This is a genomic window from Burkholderia stagnalis (assembly GCF_039848545.1).
In the GTDB taxonomy this organism is placed as follows: Bacteria; Pseudomonadota; Gammaproteobacteria; order Burkholderiales; family Burkholderiaceae; genus Burkholderia; species Burkholderia stagnalis.
On sequence record NZ_CP156685.1, the window covers coordinates 1,293,948 to 1,309,956 of the forward strand.

The 16,009-nt window shown below is 69.7% G+C and carries 17 protein-coding genes, 1 other RNA gene and 1 riboswitch; of the genes, 11 read left to right on the top strand and 7 right to left on the bottom strand.

Going from position 1 to position 16,009, the window contains the following annotated elements:
* Window positions 1–67: 67 nt before the first annotated feature.
* The 3 genes from ABFO07_RS06165 to ABFO07_RS06175 are packed head-to-tail and all read left to right on the top strand — an operon-like array spanning window position 68 to window position 2,676.
* On the top strand, window positions 68–1,579 hold the full coding sequence (locus ABFO07_RS06165) for a leucyl aminopeptidase (protein WP_059564425.1): 1,512 nt from the start codon (window positions 68–70) through the stop codon (window positions 1,577–1,579).
* A gap of 34 nt (window positions 1,580–1,613) precedes the next feature.
* Complete coding sequence (locus ABFO07_RS06170) at window positions 1,614–2,030, top strand: DNA polymerase III subunit chi (protein WP_017333905.1); 417 nt, start codon at window positions 1,614–1,616, stop codon at window positions 2,028–2,030.
* Between the two features lie 25 nt (window positions 2,031–2,055).
* Window positions 2,056–2,676: a DUF2486 family protein gene (locus tag ABFO07_RS06175; protein WP_059810715.1), complete on the top strand. Its 621-nt coding sequence runs from the start codon at window positions 2,056–2,058 to the stop codon at window positions 2,674–2,676.
* Window positions 2,677–2,712: 36 nt separating this feature from the next.
* On the opposite strand, the gene ABFO07_RS06180 is transcribed toward ABFO07_RS06175, so the two are convergent.
* Together ABFO07_RS06180 and ilvD are read right to left on the bottom strand one after the other, a co-directional pair.
* Window positions 2,713–3,036, bottom strand: a complete 324-nt coding sequence (locus ABFO07_RS06180; protein WP_060017568.1) for a c-type cytochrome — start codon at window positions 3,034–3,036, stop codon at window positions 2,713–2,715.
* Between the two features lie 90 nt (window positions 3,037–3,126).
* Window positions 3,127–4,800, bottom strand: a complete 1,674-nt coding sequence (gene ilvD / locus ABFO07_RS06185; protein ID WP_059810716.1) for a dihydroxy-acid dehydratase — start codon at window positions 4,798–4,800, stop codon at window positions 3,127–3,129.
* A gap of 138 nt (window positions 4,801–4,938) precedes the next feature.
* Between ilvD and ABFO07_RS06190 the strand changes: the two genes are divergently transcribed.
* Complete coding sequence (locus ABFO07_RS06190) at window positions 4,939–5,859, top strand: LysR substrate-binding domain-containing protein (protein ID WP_059564429.1); 921 nt, start codon at window positions 4,939–4,941, stop codon at window positions 5,857–5,859.
* A gap of 90 nt (window positions 5,860–5,949) precedes the next feature.
* Window positions 5,950–6,834, top strand: a complete 885-nt coding sequence (gene lgt, locus ABFO07_RS06195) for a prolipoprotein diacylglyceryl transferase (RefSeq protein ID WP_059564430.1) — start codon at window positions 5,950–5,952, stop codon at window positions 6,832–6,834.
* 82 nt (window positions 6,835–6,916) lie between these two features.
* Here the strand turns inward: lgt and ABFO07_RS06200 are convergent, their stop codons facing one another.
* From ABFO07_RS06200 to ABFO07_RS06220, 5 genes are all read right to left on the bottom strand, one after another.
* The gene (locus ABFO07_RS06200) at window positions 6,917–7,657 is read right to left on the bottom strand and encodes an SIMPL domain-containing protein (protein WP_059810718.1); all 741 of its coding nucleotides are present in this window, start codon (window positions 7,655–7,657) and stop codon (window positions 6,917–6,919) included.
* 185 nt (window positions 7,658–7,842) lie between these two features.
* Window positions 7,843–8,304, bottom strand: a complete 462-nt coding sequence (locus tag ABFO07_RS06205) for an EVE domain-containing protein (protein ID WP_059564432.1) — start codon at window positions 8,302–8,304, stop codon at window positions 7,843–7,845.
* Between the two features lie 87 nt (window positions 8,305–8,391).
* Window positions 8,392–8,573: non-coding RNA, 6S RNA (gene ssrS, locus ABFO07_RS06210), on the bottom strand.
* Between the two features lie 80 nt (window positions 8,574–8,653).
* Window positions 8,654–8,968, bottom strand: coding sequence for a cell division protein ZapA (locus tag ABFO07_RS06215; RefSeq protein ID WP_059564433.1), 315 nt, complete (start codon window positions 8,966–8,968; stop codon window positions 8,654–8,656).
* Window positions 8,965–9,315, bottom strand: coding sequence for a hypothetical protein (locus tag ABFO07_RS06220; RefSeq protein ID WP_059564434.1), 351 nt, complete (start codon window positions 9,313–9,315; stop codon window positions 8,965–8,967). The genes ABFO07_RS06215 and ABFO07_RS06220 overlap by 4 nt, the downstream gene beginning before the upstream one ends.
* A gap of 165 nt (window positions 9,316–9,480) precedes the next feature.
* A riboswitch (cobalamin riboswitch) is annotated at window positions 9,481–9,735 on the top strand.
* 65 nt (window positions 9,736–9,800) lie between these two features.
* Between ABFO07_RS06220 and ABFO07_RS06225 the strand changes: the two genes are divergently transcribed.
* From ABFO07_RS06225 to cobC, 6 genes are read left to right on the top strand one after another with little or no spacing between them, the layout of a single operon-like run.
* Window positions 9,801–11,702: a TonB-dependent receptor plug domain-containing protein gene (locus ABFO07_RS06225; RefSeq protein ID WP_347468554.1), complete on the top strand. Its 1,902-nt coding sequence runs from the start codon at window positions 9,801–9,803 to the stop codon at window positions 11,700–11,702.
* Window positions 11,703–11,744: 42 nt separating this feature from the next.
* Window positions 11,745–12,749, top strand: a complete 1,005-nt coding sequence (locus tag ABFO07_RS06230) for a FecCD family ABC transporter permease (RefSeq protein ID WP_322238893.1) — start codon at window positions 11,745–11,747, stop codon at window positions 12,747–12,749.
* Window positions 12,746–13,558, top strand: coding sequence for an ABC transporter ATP-binding protein (locus ABFO07_RS06235; protein ID WP_347468555.1), 813 nt, complete (start codon window positions 12,746–12,748; stop codon window positions 13,556–13,558). Before ABFO07_RS06230 ends, ABFO07_RS06235 begins: the two co-directional genes overlap by 4 nt.
* A 52-nt stretch (window positions 13,559–13,610) precedes the next feature.
* Window positions 13,611–14,663 (top strand): nicotinate-nucleotide--dimethylbenzimidazole phosphoribosyltransferase, encoded by a 1,053-nt coding sequence (gene cobT / locus ABFO07_RS06240; RefSeq protein ID WP_059958289.1) that lies wholly within the window; start codon window positions 13,611–13,613, stop codon window positions 14,661–14,663.
* On the top strand, window positions 14,653–15,429 hold the full coding sequence (locus ABFO07_RS06245; protein WP_059996060.1) for an adenosylcobinamide-GDP ribazoletransferase: 777 nt from the start codon (window positions 14,653–14,655) through the stop codon (window positions 15,427–15,429). The genes cobT and ABFO07_RS06245 overlap by 11 nt, the downstream gene beginning before the upstream one ends.
* On the top strand, window positions 15,414–15,998 hold the full coding sequence (cobC, locus tag ABFO07_RS06250; protein WP_060149702.1) for an alpha-ribazole phosphatase: 585 nt from the start codon (window positions 15,414–15,416) through the stop codon (window positions 15,996–15,998). The genes ABFO07_RS06245 and cobC overlap by 16 nt, the downstream gene beginning before the upstream one ends.
* Window positions 15,999–16,009: the final 11 nt, after the last annotated feature.

The window sequence follows — 16,009 nt, forward strand, 5'->3', positions numbered from 1 at the left end:
CACGGGAAAAATAGCGGATAATTGCGGCTTTCATCCTTAGCCCAGATTTTATCCGAGGACAAGCGCGATGGACTTTAGCATAAAAGGCTGTGATTGGAGCAAAGGGGAGTCGAAGGGGTTCCTGACCGGGAAGTCCGACTGCATCGTGCTCGGCATCTTCGAGGCGCAGACGCTGTCGGGCGCGGCGCTCGACATCGACACGGCCACCAAGGGGCTGATCTCGCGCATCGTGAAGGCCGGCGACATGGACGGCAAGCGCGGCAAGACGCTGTTCCTGCACGAAGTGTCGGGCATCGGCGCATCGCGCGTGCTGCTGGTCGGCCTCGGCAAGCAGGACGCTTTCAACCAGAAAGCCTATAACGACGCGGTGACGGCCGCGTGGCGCGCGCTGCTCGCGACCAAGGTCGTTCAGGTCACCTTCACGCTGGCCCAGCTGCCGGTCGACGAGCGCAGTTCCGACTGGGGCGTGCGCGCGGCGATCCTCGCGCTGCGCAACGAGACCTATCGCTTCACGCAGCTGAAGAGCAAGCCGGAACCGGCGTCGCATGCGCTCAAGCGCATCGTGTTCAGCGTCGATCCGGCCGACGAGAAGGCCGCGAAGGTCGCGGTCAAGCAGGCCGTCGCGCTCGCCAACGGGATGGATCTGACCCGCGATCTCGGCAACCTGCCGGGCAACGTCTGCACGCCGACCTACCTCGCGAACACCGCGAAGCAGATCGCGAAGGACTGGGGCCTGAAGGCCGAGGTGCTCGGGCTGAAGCAGATCCAGGCGCTGAAGATGGGCTCGTTCCTGTCGGTCGCGCGAGCGTCGGTCGAGCCGCCGCAGTTCATCGTGCTGCATTACCAGGGCGCCGCCGCGAAGGCCGCGCCGGTGGTGCTGGTCGGCAAGGGCATCACGTTCGACACGGGCGGCATCTCGCTGAAGCCGGGCGAGGGCATGGACGAGATGAAGTACGACATGTGCGGCGCGGGCTCGGTGCTCGGCACGATCCGCGCGGTCGCCGAGATGGGCCTGAAGATCAACGTCGTCGCGGTCGTGCCGACCTGCGAGAACATGCCGGGCGGCAACGCGACCAAGCCGGGCGACATCGTCACGAGCATGAAGGGGCTGACGATCGAGGTGCTGAACACCGACGCCGAGGGCCGCCTGATCCTGTGCGACGCGCTCACTTACGCGGAGCGCTTCAAGCCGGCCGCGGTGATCGACGTCGCGACGCTGACGGGCGCCTGTGTGATCGCGCTCGGCGGCCACAACAGCGGCCTGTTCTCGAAGGACGACGCGCTGGCGGGCGAACTGCTCGACGCGTCGCGCGAGGCGAACGACCCCGCATGGCGCATGCCGCTCGACGACGAGTACCAGGACCAGCTGAAGTCGAACTTCGCGGATCTCGCGAACATCGGCGGGCGTCCGGCCGGCGCCGTGACGGCCGCGTGCTTCCTGTCGCGCTTCGCCGAGAAGTACCCGTGGGCGCACCTCGACATCGCCGGCACCGCGTGGAAGGGCGGCGCCGCGAAGGGCGCGACCGGGCGTCCGGTGCCGCTGCTCGCGCAGTTCCTGATCGACCGCGCCGGCCAGTGATGGCGGGGCGGATGATGCGGCGGGCGTTCGGGCAATGACGCGGATCGATTTCCACACGAACGTCGGCGATTCGCTCGCCTACGCGTGCCGGCTGCTGCGCAAGGCCTACCAGGCCGGGCTGCCGGTCGTCGTGCTCGCCGAGCCCGCGCGCCTGCGCGCGCTCGACGAGCGGCTCTGGACGTTCTCGCCGCTCGATTTCATCCCGCATTGCGGGGTCGACAGCGCGCACGCGGCCGATACGCCGATCGTGCTGACCACCGATCTCGACAAGGCGCCGCATCATCAGGTGCTGCTGAATCTCGGCGCGACGGTGCCGGCGCAGTTCGCGCGCTTCGAGCGGCTGCTCGAGGTGGTCGGCAACGAGCCGGCCGAGCTGGCGGCGGGCCGCGAGCGCTACCGCTTCTATCGCGATCGGGGTTACGCTCTGAACAACCACAAGCAGGGCAGCTAGCCAACCCAGTCGACGGAGTATCCCCGTGGGGCAAGCCGAATCCAACTCCATCCCGACGCTGACCGACGTGCTGGTGCCGGGCAATCCGGCGCGCGCGCACCCGCGTGCGGGCGCGACCCCGCGCGACGACGCGGCAATCCCGGTGCTCACCGACGTGATCGCGCCGGGCGATCCGGCGCGCGCGGACGCGGCGGCTGCCGACACGCGGCCGGCTGAAGTCGAAGCCGACCCCGAAACGGTGACCGTCGAGCCGGTGCCGACGCCGCACGTGCCGGCCGTCGAACTGCCGGCACGTGGCGGTGCCGACCATCCGGTCGCCGGTGAGCAGGAAGCCGTGGCGGCGGCAGCGCTTGCCGCATCGGCGGCTGTTCATCAGGCGCCTGCGCCCGCGCCGGCCGCGCTGACGCCGGAAGACGCGCAGCGCATCGCCGAGCGGCTGCGCAATCGTCTGACGAGCTACCTGACCGGAGCGGGGCGGGAGGCGATCGAGGCGCGCTGCCGCGATGCGCTGCACGACCATACGGCATGGCTCGTCAGCCAGATCACGCGCGAGGTGGCGCTGGCGCTCGAAACCGAAGTGATGGAGTGGGTGCGGGACGCGGTCGACGAAGAGATCGCGCGCCGCGGGGCCGGGCATCCGGACTGAGCCGGCGCCCGTTTGCGGGCATTGGCGGGGCGGCCGTTATCTGAGCGACATCACCCAGGTTGCGAGCGTGTGCGCCTCGGCGCCCGTCAGTTGCGTGTTCGCGGGCATCGGCACATTGCCCCATACCCCGACGCTGCCTTTCACGATCGTCTGGGCGAGATAGTCGCCGGCGTCGCTGCGCGGCGCGTACTTGCTGGCAATATCGCGGAACGATGGGCCCATCAGCGGCTTGCCGACCGCATGACAGGCCATGCAGTTCTTGCGCTGCGCGAGCGCCAGGCCGTCGGCGTCGGCGGCGTGGGCCGCCGCGCTGCCGAGCAGCAGGGGCAGGATCGTTGCGCGCAAAATCGTCTGTTTCATGCAGTTCTCCGCCGGCAGGCACAGCCGGCATGACGTCTGCAAATTATAAAAGCAAAGGGCGCGCGCGTTTTTCGCGCGCCCGGCCCGGCGTCAGCCGGTCGCGGCGCCCTGGTTCGCCGGGCGCGCGAGCGCCGCGAACTTCGCGAGCACGCCGCGCGTGTAGCGCGGCGCCGGCTGTTTCCACGCGGCGCGGCGGCGCGCCAGTTCGGCGTCGTCGACGTTCAGCTGCAACAGCAGCGCGTGCGCGTCGATGGTGATCGAATCGCCTTCCTGCACGAGCGCGATCGTGCCGCCGACGAACGCTTCCGGCGCGACGTGGCCGACCACCATCCCCCAGGTGCCGCCCGAGAAGCGGCCGTCGGTGATGAAGCCGACCGATTCGCCGAGGCCCTTGCCGATGATCGCCGACGTCGGCGCGAGCATTTCGGGCATCCCCGGGCCGCCCTGCGGGCCGAGATACCGCAGCACGATCACGTCGCCCGCATTGATCCGGTCGCCGAGGATCGCGTCCATCGCGCTCTGCTCGTCGTCGAACACGCGCGCGGGGCCGGTGATGACCGGGTTCTTCAGGCCGGTGATCTTCGCCACCGCGCCGTCTTCCGCGAGGTTGCCCTTCAGGATCGCGAGGTGGCCTTCCTTGTACAGCGCCTGATCGATCGGGTAGATCACCTTCTGGTCCGCGCGCGGCACGCTTGCGACGTCCTTCAGTTCCTCGGCGAGCGTGCGGCCCGTGATCGTCATGCAGCCGCCGTGCAGCAGGCCCGCGTCGAGCAGGATCTTCAGCACCTGCGGAATGCCGCCGGCCTGGTGCAGGTCGGTCGCGACGTACTGGCCCGATGGCTTCAGGTCGCAGATCACCGGCACGCGCTTGCGGATGCGCTCGAAGTCGTCGATGCTCCACTCGACCTCGGCCGCATGCGCGATCGCGAGATAGTGCAGCACCGCGTTGGTCGAGCCGCCCGTCGCCATGATCAGCGACACCGCGTTCTCGATCGACTGCTTCGTGATGATGTCGCGCGGCTTCAGGTCGCGCTTCACGGCCTCGACCAGCACGCGCGCCGATTCGGCCGCCGAGTCGACCTTTTCCTGGTCCGGGTTCGCCATCGTCGACGAATACAGCAGCGACATGCCGAGCGCCTCGAACGACGAGCTCATCGTGTTCGCGGTGTACATGCCGCCGCACGAGCCGGTCGTCGGGCACGCGTTCTGTTCGACCCCTTCGAAATCCTCCTGCGACATCCGGCCCGCGGTGAACTCGCCGACCGCCTCGAACGACGACACGATCGTCAGGTCCTTGCCCTTCCAGTGGCCGGGGCGGATCGTGCCGCCGTACACGTAGATGCCCGGCACGTTCAGGCGGGCGAGCGCGATCATGCCGCCCGGCATGTTCTTGTCGCAGCCGCCGACCACCACCACGCCGTCCATCCACTGGCCCTGCACGCAGGTCTCGATGCAGTCGGCGATCACCTCGCGCGACACGAGCGAGTACTTCATCCCTTCGGTGCCCATCGACATGCCGTCCGAGATCGTCGGCGTGCCGAAGATCTGCGGGTTCGCGTCGGCGGCCTTCACGGCCGCGACCGCGGCATCGGACAGGCGCTGCAGGCCCGCGTTGCACGGCGTGATCGTCGAATGGCCGTTGGCGATGCCGATCATCGGCTTGTCGAAGTCTTCCTTCTGGTAGCCGAGCGCGTAATACATCGAGCGGTTCGGCGAACGGGCCACGCCTTGCGTGACGTTCTTCGAGCGGCGGTTGTAGGGCATGGGGGGCTCCATCCTTGTTTCGCGGGGACGTCGGCCGATGCGGCCGCGCGCGGCGCACCGGTCCGGATGAGGCAAGGATGCAGTTTCCCTTTTGGGGTGTCCAATATATTATTCATCGCCTATTAGGTCGATTTTCATATGACTGACCCAACCCCCGACCTGCGCCAATGGCGCTATTTCGTCACGGTCGCCGAGGAGCGGCATTTCGGCCGCGCGGCGACGCGCCTGTCGATGACGCAGCCGCCGCTGTCGCAGGCGATCCGCGCGCTCGAGGACGCGCTCGGCGTCGTGCTGTTCGCCCGCACCAAGCGCTCGGTCGCGCTGACGGCGGTCGGCGCCGCGCTGCTGCCGGACGTGCGCAAGCTGCTCGAGGCGGCCGACGCGCTGCCGCCGCTCGCGCGCAGCCTTGCGCGCGGCGAGACCGGCTCGCTCGCGCTCGCGTTCGTGTCGACCGCCGATTACGGGCTGCTGCCGTCGCTGCTGCACGCGTTCGGCGCGCGCTACCCGAGGGTGCGCCTGCAGCTCGCGGAAGCGACGAGCGACGTGCAGATCGAGGAGCTCGTCGCGGGCCGCATCGATGCCGGGCTGATCATTCCGCCGGTGCCGCCGCGCCACGCGGCCGAGCTGTCGTACCTGCCGGTGGTGCGCGAGCCGCTCGTGCTGGCGATGCCCGCGACGGGATCGCCGGACGCGTCCGACGATGTGCCGGTGCGCCTCGCCGACGTCGCCGCGCTGCCGCTCGTGATCTTCCCGCGCCGTTTGGCGCCCGGCTTTTATGACATCATTACGGGCTGCTACGGTGCGGCGGGGGAGACCCCGCGCATCGGCCAGGAGGCGATCCAGATGCAGACGATCGTCAGCCTCGTGTCGGCCGGCATGGGCGTCGCACTGGTGCCGCAATCGCTGCGTAACCTGCGGCGCACCGGCGTGGTCTACCGGCCGCTCGCCGGCGGCGCGCCCGTCGTCGAGACGGGCCTCGTGTGGCGCACCGGCGACGTCAGTCCGGTGCTGGCCGGCTTCATCGACATCGTGCGTGCGCAGGCAAATACGCACGCATGACGCGAACGATGGCGCACCGGCGCCGTCCAACGCGCGGCGCGGCACGTTTGCATGCCGTCGCACCGCATTCGAAAACTTCACCGCTAACCCATGATCATTCACCCGAATTTCGACCCCGTTGCGATCCATCTCGGGCCGCTGGCCGTGCGCTGGTACGGGCTCATGTATCTCGTCGCGTTCATCGCGGCGATCGTCGTCGGCCGGATCCGCCTGAAGCTGCCGCATGTGGCCGCGCAGGGCTGGACCGTGAAGGACATCGACGACATGATGTTCTACGGCGTGCTCGGCACGGTGCTCGGCGGTCGCCTCGGCTACGTGCTGTTCTACAAGGCAAGCTATTACCTCGCGCACCCGCTCGACATCTTCAAGGTGTGGGAGGGCGGCATGTCGTTCCACGGCGGCTTTCTCGGCGTGACGCTCGCGATGGCGCTGTTCGCATGGCAGCGCAAGCGCCACTGGCTGGAGGTCACCGACTTCGTCGCGCCGATGGTGCCGACGGGGCTCGCGGCGGGCCGGCTCGGCAACTTCATCAACGGCGAGCTGTGGGGCCGCGTGACCGATCCGAATTCGCCGTGGGCGATGCTGTTCCCGGGCGCGATGCGCGACGACGCGGCATGGCTGCCGAAGCATCCCGAGCTGGTCGAGAAGTGGCACCTGACCGACGTGTTCATGCAGTACCAGATGCTGCCGCGCCATCCTTCGCAGCTCTATGAAATCGCGCTCGAAGGCGTCGTGCTGTTCTTCGTGCTGTTCCTGTTCGCGCGCAAGTCGCGGCCGATGGGCGCGGTGTCCGCGCTGTTCCTGATCGGCTATGGCCTCGCGCGCTTCACGGTGGAGTTCGCGCGCGAACCGGACGACTTCCTCGGCCTGCTCGCGCTCAACCTGTCGATGGGGCAGTGGCTGTCGCTGCCGATGATCCTCGCGGGCGTCCTGATGATGGTCTGGGCTTATCGCCGCCGCGCTGCGGCCGCGTGATGCGGGCCCGCGATTGACGCGTGCATCAACGAAAAACGCCGGCCTTCGGGCCGGCGTTCTTGCATTCGCGCTGCGGCGCGCGTTACTTCATCTGCACCGAGCCGTTGACCGTGACCGACACGGTCGCCTTGCCGCCTTCGACCGCGATCGGTGCGCTCATCTTCGCGCTGTCCATCGCGGGGGCGGCCATCGCCATCATGCGCGGATACGGCTGCACGTTGCGGCCGCCGCCGACGTTCACGTCGCGAATCGCATAGCTGTTGTAGCCGAACGCCTTCGCGGCCTCGTCGGCGCGCACGCGGAACGACTTGATCGCTTCGGTCGTGAGCTTCTGCTCGGCCGCGCGCTGCGCTTCCGGCGACAGCGAGAACTCGACGTTTGCGATCTGCATCAGGTTCGACAGCTGGCCCGCGAGCTTCGATGCCGCGGCGAAATCGCGCGATTCGAGCACGATCTCCGTGCGGCCGCGCCACGCGGAGATCTTGCCGTCGCGATCGGTGCTCGGATAGACGGAGAACGCGCCCGTGTGCGCGGTGACGCCCGACACGCCCTTCGCCTGGGCGAGCGCCGCATCGGCGCGCTGGTTCAGCGCGGACGTCAGGCTGCCCGGGTCCTTCGCCTGCTGTTCGTAGAACAGCGTGATGTGGATGATGTCCTGCGGCACCTCGGCGCTCGCCTGCGACGACAGCGACAGCACGCCCGACGGCTCCGGAAAGTGCGGGTTGACGGCCTGTGCGCGCGCGGCCGGCGACGCGAGCGTCAGCGCGACGGGCACGGCGGCAGCGAGAACGAGCGACAGCGCGAGTGCGGATTTCTTGGTCATTGTTGGACTCCTTGTGCGAGGGCGCGCACGCGGATCACGCGTGCGCGACGCGGGCGGACCGCGCGACGAAAAAAACGACAGCCGGCCCGATCGGCCGGCAGCGGTTGCTTAGGCCGTGCGAGGGCGCCGCGAGTTCCGGGCGGGCCGCGCTGCGCTGACCAAATTTGACGTTCGTCCGCTTGCGCTCACTTCATCAGCCGTTCGGTGATGAAGCGCCATTCGGCGCGCGTGACGGGCGTGATCGATAGCCGGTTGCCTTTCGCGAGCACGCGCATGTCCGCGAGTTCGTCGTATTCGCGCAGCGCGCCGAGCGGCACGAGCGCCGCCTTCTTCACGAAGCGCACATCGACGAGCAGCCAGCGCGGCGCTTCCCGCGTCGACTTCGGGTCGTAATAGGGACTCTTCGGATCGAACTGCGTGGGGTCGGGGTAGGGTGTCGACGACACTTCGGCGAGGCCCGCGATGCCAGGCTCGGGGCAGCTCGAGTGATAGAACAGCACGCCGTCGCCGATCTTCATCGTGTCGCGCATGAAATTGCGCGCCTGATAGTTGCGCACGCCCGTCCACGGCAGCGTGCGCTGCGGCGCATTCGCGAGATCGTCGATGCTCGCTTCGTCCGGTTCGGACTTCATCAGCCAGAATTGCATGGATCGTAATCGACGCAGAAAGAGGCTGCTGCAAACAGCGGCGGCTACAAAAGGAAACGGCACCGGGAATTGCCCGATGCCGTTGGATAGGCCCCCGCCTTAGCCGCTAGGCCGGCATCCTGAACCTGGGGTTCAGAATTGGTCGCAGTTAGCAGCACTTCGGGTACATCAGACAGAGTGACGCGCGCGCCCGTGCTACAAATTTCCGCAACCGTGCACATGGCATTGGTTCAAGGAATATATGACCTTGGCGAACCAGGCAGGGAAGCTGATTGAACTGTGAATCTACGCGCCAATTTGACCACCGTTGACCGTCGAGATCAAGGAAAATCGACGCTTCGATTCGAGGTTACTGCGTCTCGTGCTGTGCGAGCACCGCACCGAGTTGTTCGTTCATCTGGTGCATTGTACGCCGGATTTCTTCCGCCGGAAATGCTTCACCGTGACGCACGCTCGTTTGCAGCCGCAGCAGTTCCGACGCGAGCGACAGCGCCGCCATCACCGCGATGCGGTCGGTGCCGCGCACCGAGCTGTTCGAACGGATCTTCGTCATTTCCGCGTCGACACGCGCGACCGCCTCCAGCAGCGCCGCTTCGGTCTCGGCCGAACAGGCAAGCCGATAGGCCTGGCCGAGAATCGAGACTTCGATCTGCTTGGTGCTCATGCGTGTTCTCCGTGGCTGGCTGCGTCGTCGCGATCGGTGCGCGCCTGCGTATCCAGCAGGTCGAGCTGGTTGTCGGCCTCCGCCACGCTCTTCGTGCGCGGCAGCTTCTCGAGAATCGCGTTCAGCTTCACCTGCGCGTCGTCGATCTTTGCCGACAGCGTGTCGCGTTCCTCCGCGAGCGCATTGCGTTCCTCGCGCAGTTGCGCGAGCTCGCTGCGCACCGTGTCCGTTTCCGCGCGCAATTGCGCGACCTGCTCCTCGAGCGCGAGTCGTTCCGAGTGATAGCGCTGATTCAGCGCGATCAGTCGGCCAATATTTTGAGATAGGGTTTCGAGTTCGTTGAGCATCTGCTGCGTCCTCTAAAGACCCAGCATTTTAGCGCGGAATAACGCGCATTCCGACATCTGTAACGTTTCCAGTCGTAACACCCCCGCTTCTTGCCTCGAATGCGCGCATCGCGAGCCGGTTTTGCGTGCGGCCGGATGCTTTCTTGACGCTCGCGCGGCCCGCTCCTAAACTGGCGCCGCCTCGGTGCTCGCGCGTGCGACGCGCGGTTAAACGGGAAGCAGGGCGTGGCGCCGCAGCGTGCCGCCAACCTGCGCTGCCCCCGCAACGGTAAGCGGCCGCATCGGACGATGCAGGCCGGCTCGGGTGCGCTCGGCGTGTGCCACATGCACGCGGGCGCAGGCCACTGCGCGTGCTGTTCGCGCGGGAAGGCGAGCCGGAACGCCGCCAGCCCGGATACCGGCCGAGGCGGGGAGCCCGCACGCGGGCTCCGTGACGCGCGGCCCGCGGGGAAGCAGGCTGCGCTGCGGTTCACAGGACTTCTTCGATGCTGACCCCAATCGCCCGCACCGCGCTCGGCGCGCTATGCGGGCTGCCGCTCGCGGCCGCCGCGCAGACGGCCCCCGCCGACACCCCGTCTTCCAACTCCGCCGCACCCGCCGCCGGGCGGCACGCCGACGCGCCGCTGCTCGCGCCGATGGTGGTGACCGCGCAGCGCGCGCCGCAGGCGCTCGCCGACGCGATTCCGCAAACGACCGTGTTCGACGCGCAGGACATCGCCGCGCACCCCGGCGCCGATCTGCCGACCCTGCTCGCGTTCGCGCCGGGGGCGCAGATCGTGCGCAACGGCGGCCCGGGCGCGAACGCGTCGCTGTTCCTGCGCGGCGCGCAGTCGAACCAGTCGCTCGTGCTGATCGACGGCGTGCGGGTCGACTCCGCGAGCCTCGGCAACGCGCAGCTCAGCCAGTTGCCGCTCGACCAGATCCAGCGCGTCGAGATCGTGAACGGCAACGTGTCGTCGCTGTACGGCTCGGGCGCGATCGGCGGCGTCGTGCAGGTGTTCACGAAGGACGGCGGCAACCATCCGCCGCGCTTCAATTTCGCGGTGGGCCTCGGCAGCTACGGCACGCAGACGCAGCAGGCCGGCGTGTCGGGCCGGCTCGACGGCGACGGCAGGACGACCTTCAGCGTGGCGGTCGCGCGCGAGAAGGACAACGGTTTCTCCGCGCTCGACCCGGCGAAGCGGCCGAGTGCGAACCCGAACGCGAACGGCTACCTCAACGAGAGCGTGACCGCATCGCTGCGCCATCGCTTCGATGCGCGCTGGGACGCGGGCGTCAGCTACTTCCAGGCGAACGGCAACAACAGCTACGACAATGCATTCGGCGCGCCGGCCGACCTGAACAATCTCTATTCGCGCGTGCAGCAGGCGCGCGTGTTCGCGAACGGCAAGCTGTTCGACTGGTGGACGACGCACGTCAGTGTCGCCGCGGGCAACGATCGCAGCCAGACGCAGCTGAACGGCGCGTACACCGACCACTTCAATACCGACAACCGCCAGTACACGTGGCAGAACGATTTCCGGATCGCGCAGGATCACACGATCCAGGCCGGCTACGAGCGTCTCGACCAGCAGTTCATGTCGAACGTGTATTCCGCGCCGCAGCGCCACGTGAACTCCGGCTGGCTCGGCTATACGGGGCGCGTCGGCCGCCAGCAGTTTCAGGCGAGCGTGCGGCGCGACCAGTATTCGGATTTCGGCGGCGCGAATTCCTACTATCTCGGCTACGGTCTCGAGCTCACCGATCGCTGGAAGGTCACCGCGAGCTATTCGAGCGCGTTTCGCGCGCCGACCTTCAACGACCTCTACTACCCGAACGCGGGCAACGCGTCGATCCAGCCCGAGCGCAGCCACTCGGTCGAGGCCGCGGTGCAGTACGCGTCCGACGAAGTGGGCGTCGTGCGCGTCACCGCGTTCCAGACCCGCTACGCGAACCTGATCGACTACCAGCCCGACGCGCGCAGCGGCTTCTATGTCGCGCGCAACGTCGGCCGCGCGAAGGTGCAGGGGCTCGAGGCATCGTGGCAGGGGCACGTCGGCGCAACCGACGTGCGGGTGGCCGGCACCTTGCAGAATCCGGTCAACGAAACGCAGAATCAGGACCTGGACCGCCGCGCGCGGCGGTTTGCGTCGGCGTCGGCGAGCCACCCGTTCGGCCCATTGCGCGTCGGCGGCGAGTGGCTCGTCAGCGGCGCGCGCAACGATTCGGGCGGCGGGCGGCTCGGCGGCTACGGGCTCGTCAACCTGTCCGCGCGCTACAACATCACGAAGGCGTGGTACGTCAGCGCGCGCATCGACAACCTCTTCGACAAGGACTACGAGCTTGCCTACGCATACAACACGCCGCGGCGCGGCGCCTACGTCACGCTCGGCTGGCAGCAGCAGTAAGCGGGCGGGCGGCAAGCCGGCGGGCGCGATGCGGGCCGCCGCATGAGCGCCGCGCGCGCCGCCGCGATCTGGGCCGCGCTCGCGGCCGCGGTCGCCGCGCTGTTCGTCGCGTCGCTGTCGATCGGCAGCGTGCCGATCTCGCCGTGGCAGGCGCTCGCGTCGCTGGCCCCGCATGCGGGCGGCGACGCCGCGCTGTTCGCCGACATCGTCCGCACGCTGCGCCTGCCGCGCGCGCTCGCGGGCTTCGGCTGCGGCGCGCTGCTCGCGCTCGCGGGCGCGCTGCTGCAGGTGCTGCTGCGCAATCCGCTCGCCGAGCCGTACGTGCTCGGCGTGTCGGGCGGCGCGGCCGGCTTCGCGCTGGTGGCGATGATCGCGGGCGGCGCGTGGTGGCTCGTCGATGCGTCGGCATTCGCCGGCGCGCTCGTGTCGGTCGGCCTCGTGCTCGGCCTCGCGCGCCGCGAGCTGTGGCGCGGCGACCCGCGCGACGCGTCGCCGCGGCTGCTGCTCACCGGCGTCGTGATCGCGGCCGGGTGGGGCGCGCTCGTCACGCTGCTGCTGTCGCTCGCGCCCGACGCGCGGCTGCGCGGCATCATCTTCTGGCTGACCGGCGACCTGAACGGCGTCACGGCGCCGTGGTTCGCGTGGGGCGCGCTCGCGTTGGCCGCATGCGTCGCGCTGCCGGCCGCGCCGCAGCTGAACGTGCTGCTGCGCGGCGATGCGACCGCGCTCGCGCTCGGTGTGCCGGTCGCGCGGCTGCGCATGCGGATCTACCTGGTCGCGTCGCTGGCCGCGGCCGCGGCGGTGACGACGGCCGGCACGATCGGCTTCGTCGGCCTCGTCGTCCCGCATGCGCTGCGTCTCGCGTTCGGCAACGACCAGCGCATGCTGCTGCCCGCCGCGATGCTCGCGGGCGGCGGCGGCGTGATGGCGGCCGACCTGCTCGCGCGCACCGTGATCGCGCCCGCACAATTGCCGGTCGGCGTGATGACCGCGCTGATCGGCGTGCCGGTGTTCCTCTGGATGTTGCTGAGGAGACCGATGCGATGACCGCAACCCGATCCCTCGATGCCGGCGGCATCGCCTGCGCGGCCGTCGGCCTGACGCTGCGGGCCGGCGCGCGCACGCTGCTGGACGGCTTCACGCAGGCGTTCCGGCCCGGCGAGATCTGGTGCGTCGCGGGGCCGAACGGCGCCGGCAAGACGACGCTGCTCGCGACCCTCGCGGGCCTGCATGCGCCGGCGGGCGGCCACGTGGAGGCCGACGGCCGGCCGCTCGCCGACTGGGCGCCCGAGCAGCTCGCGCGGCGTCGCGCGCTGATGCCGCAGCAGTTGCACGACGCGTTCAGCGCAACCGTGTTCGACACGGTGCTGCTCAGCCGCTTCCCGTATCTCGGCGGCTGGGGCTGGGAACGCGACGGCGACCGCGCGGCCGCGCGCGACGCGCTCGCGACCTTCGGCCTCGCGGCGTTCGCCGGGCGCGACGTGCTGTCGCTGTCCGGCGGCGAGCGGCAGCGCGTCGCGCTGGCCGCCACCTTGTGCCAGGATGCGCCGCTGCTGCTGCTCGACGAGCCGCTCGCGCATCTCGACCTGCATCACCAGATCGATTGCCTGACCGCGCTGGGCGCATGGCTCGACGCGGGGGCGCGCACCGTGCTGTTCTCGTGCCACGACCTGAATCTCGCGCGCCGTTTCGCGACGCACGCGCTGCTGCTCGACGGCCGCGGCCACGCGTGGGCCGGGCCCGTGCACGACGTGCTGACCCCCGAGCGCGCGAGCGACGCGTTCGGCTATCCGCTGGTGCTGATCCGCCAGGACGGCCACGACGCGCTGCTGCCCGCGTGGCCGCCGCGACGATGAATTCCATTCTTTCGATGCGCGGCGCCTGCCGCGCCAACGAGGCGAACCTCCGATGAACCCGACCGACTTCCTCCCCGACATCACCCCGCTCGACGCACCGCTGCGCGCGCGCCTGCAGCACGTGATCGACCACAAGACCAAGCCGCCCGGCAGCCTCGGCCAGCTCGAGGCGCTGGCGCTGCAGCTGGGCCTGATCCAGCGCACCGAGCGCCCGCTCGTGCAGCGCCCGGCGACGATCGTGTTCGCCGCCGATCACGGCATCGCGGCCGAAGGCGTGAGCCCGTATCCGCAGGCCGTGACCGCGCAGATGGTCGCGAACTTCCTCGCCGGCGGCGCGGCGATCAACGCGTTCTCGGGCGTCGCGCAGAGCGTGCTCGAGATCGTCGATGCGGGCGTCGCGTCGCCGCTGCCCGCATCGGACCGGCTGATCGCGCTGCCGGTCGCGCGCGGCACGCGCAATTTCGCGCACGAGCCGGCGATGACGCGCGACGAGGCGCTCGGCGCGCTCGCCGCCGGCGCAGCGCGCGTGCGTCATCACGCGGCGCTCGGCACCAACGTGATCGGCTTCGGCGAGATGGGGATCGCGAACACGTCGTCGGCCGCGTGCCTGATGAGCCGGCTGCTCGGCGTGCCGCTCGACGCGTGCGTCGGCCGCGGCACGGGCCTCGACGATGCAGGCCTTGCACACAAGCGCGCAGTGCTCGAACGCGCGCTCGCGCAGCACCCCGATGCGACCGAGCCGCTCGACGTGCTCGCGACGTTCGGCGGCTTCGAGATCGCGATGATGACGGGCGCGTATCTCGCCGCGGCGAGCGAGCGGATGACGATCCTCGTCGACGGCTTCATCGCGACGTCCGCGCTGCTGGTTGCCGAGCGGCTCGCGCCGGCCGTGCGCGACTACTGCGTGTTCTCGCACACGTCGAACGAGGCGGGGCACCGGCGCATGCTCGAGCATTTCGGCGCGAAGCCGCTGCTCGCGCTCGACCTGCGGCTCGGCGAGGGCACGGGCGCGGCGCTCGCGCTGCCGCTCGTGCGCGCGGCGGCCGCGTTCATGAGCGAGATGGCGAGCTTCGAATCCGCGGGCGTCGACAATCGTGACGCCTGATCGCGCGAGCGGCCTGCGCGCCGAACTGCGCTATTTCTTCGTCGCGCTCGGCTATTTCACGCGCGTGCCGGTGCCGCGCGCGATCGGCTATGCGGCCGGCGATCTCGACCAGGCCGCGCGCTATTTCCCGCTCGTTGGCGCGTGCGTCGGCGCGTGGGGCGCGCTCGTGTACCTCGCCGCGCTGCACGCGTTGCCCGCGTCGATCGCGGCGGGCCTGTCGATCGCCGCGACGCTGCTCGCCACCGGCGCATTCCACGAGGACGGCCTTGCCGACAGCTGCGACGCGTTCGGCGGCGGCTATACGCGCGACGACGTGCTGCGCATCATGCACGATTCGCGGATCGGCACGTTCGGCGCGGCCGCGCTCGTGATCGCGCTCGGCCTGAAGTGGCAGGCGCTCGCCGCGCTGCCGCCGCTGCGCGCCGCGTGGACGATGATTGCCGCGCACGCCGCGAGCCGCGCGGCGGCGGTGAGCCTGCTGATGTCGCTCGACTACGTGCGGCCCGAAGGCAAGGCGAAGCCGGTCGCCCAGCGGATGGGGCCGCGTGCGGCGTGCGTCGCGGCCGCGTTCGGGCTGCCGTGGCTGTTCTGGCCGGACTGGCGCGCGGGCGTGGCGGCGCTCGCCGCGCTGGTGCTGCTGCGCGCGTGGCTCGCGCGCTATCTGGTGCGGCGCATCGGCGGTTATACCGGCGATTGCCTCGGCTTCGCGCAGCAGCTGAGCGAACTTGCGATCTACCTGGTGGTGCTCGGATGGACGTCGTCCTGATCCGGCATCCGGCGGTCGGCGTCGAGCCGGGCGTGTGCTACGGGCGCAGCGACGTGCCGCTCGCCGCATCGGCCGAGGCCGGCGCGCAGGCGATGCGCGCGCGTCTCGCCGAACTGCGCGCGCCGCTGCCGCAATGCGTGTGGTCGAGCCCGCTCGTGCGCTGCGCGTCGGTCGGCGCGCCGCTCGCGCAGGCACTCGGCGTGCCGCTGCGGCGCGATGCGTGCTGGCAGGAAATGGATTTCGGCGCGTGGGAAGGGCAGCGCTGGGACGACATTGACCGCGCCGCGCTCGACGCATGGGCGGCCGACCTGATGCATGCGTGCGCGCATGGCGGCGAAAGCGTGGCGCGCTTCGCCGCGCGGGTTTCGCGCGCGGTCGATTCAGCCGCGGAAACCCGTGCCCCGCAATGGGCCGTCACGCATGCGGGGGTGATTCGCGCGTTCGCGTCGCAGGTGCTGCACGTGCCGCTCGACACGCTGCTGTCGCGGCCCGTGCCGTTCGGCGGCGTCGTGTGGCTGCGCATGCACGATGCGGCCGGCGGCTGGGAGCTCGTGCACTGGGACGCATGAGCGCCCCGCGG

Excerpts from the sequence above, each read along its gene's own strand:
- ABFO07_RS06215 (WP_059564433.1), bottom strand. The coding sequence starts at position 8,968 with ATGAGCACCAAGCAGATCGAAGTCTCGATTCTCGGCCAGGCCTATCGG.
- ABFO07_RS06230 (WP_322238893.1), top strand. The coding sequence starts at position 11,745 with ATGAGCGCCGCGCGCGCCGCCGCGATCTGGGCCGCGCTCGCGGCCGCG.
- ABFO07_RS06180 (WP_060017568.1), bottom strand. The coding sequence starts at position 3,036 with ATGAAACAGACGATTTTGCGCGCAACGATCCTGCCCCTGCTGCTCGGC.
- lgt (WP_059564430.1), top strand. The coding sequence starts at position 5,950 with ATGATCATTCACCCGAATTTCGACCCCGTTGCGATCCATCTCGGGCCG.
- cobT (WP_059958289.1), top strand. The coding sequence starts at position 13,611 with ATGAACCCGACCGACTTCCTCCCCGACATCACCCCGCTCGACGCACCG.
- ilvD (WP_059810716.1), bottom strand. The coding sequence starts at position 4,800 with ATGCCCTACAACCGCCGCTCGAAGAACGTCACGCAAGGCGTGGCCCGT.
- ABFO07_RS06200 (WP_059810718.1), bottom strand. The coding sequence starts at position 7,657 with ATGACCAAGAAATCCGCACTCGCGCTGTCGCTCGTTCTCGCTGCCGCC.
- ABFO07_RS06165 (WP_059564425.1), top strand. The coding sequence starts at position 68 with ATGGACTTTAGCATAAAAGGCTGTGATTGGAGCAAAGGGGAGTCGAAG.
- ABFO07_RS06190 (WP_059564429.1), top strand. The coding sequence starts at position 4,939 with ATGACTGACCCAACCCCCGACCTGCGCCAATGGCGCTATTTCGTCACG.
- cobC (WP_060149702.1), top strand. The coding sequence starts at position 15,414 with ATGGACGTCGTCCTGATCCGGCATCCGGCGGTCGGCGTCGAGCCGGGC.
- ABFO07_RS06225 (WP_347468554.1), top strand. The coding sequence starts at position 9,801 with ATGCTGACCCCAATCGCCCGCACCGCGCTCGGCGCGCTATGCGGGCTG.
- ABFO07_RS06205 (WP_059564432.1), bottom strand. The coding sequence starts at position 8,304 with ATGCAATTCTGGCTGATGAAGTCCGAACCGGACGAAGCGAGCATCGAC.
- ABFO07_RS06170 (WP_017333905.1), top strand. The coding sequence starts at position 1,614 with ATGACGCGGATCGATTTCCACACGAACGTCGGCGATTCGCTCGCCTAC.
- ABFO07_RS06220 (WP_059564434.1), bottom strand. The coding sequence starts at position 9,315 with ATGCTCAACGAACTCGAAACCCTATCTCAAAATATTGGCCGACTGATC.
- ABFO07_RS06235 (WP_347468555.1), top strand. The coding sequence starts at position 12,746 with ATGACCGCAACCCGATCCCTCGATGCCGGCGGCATCGCCTGCGCGGCC.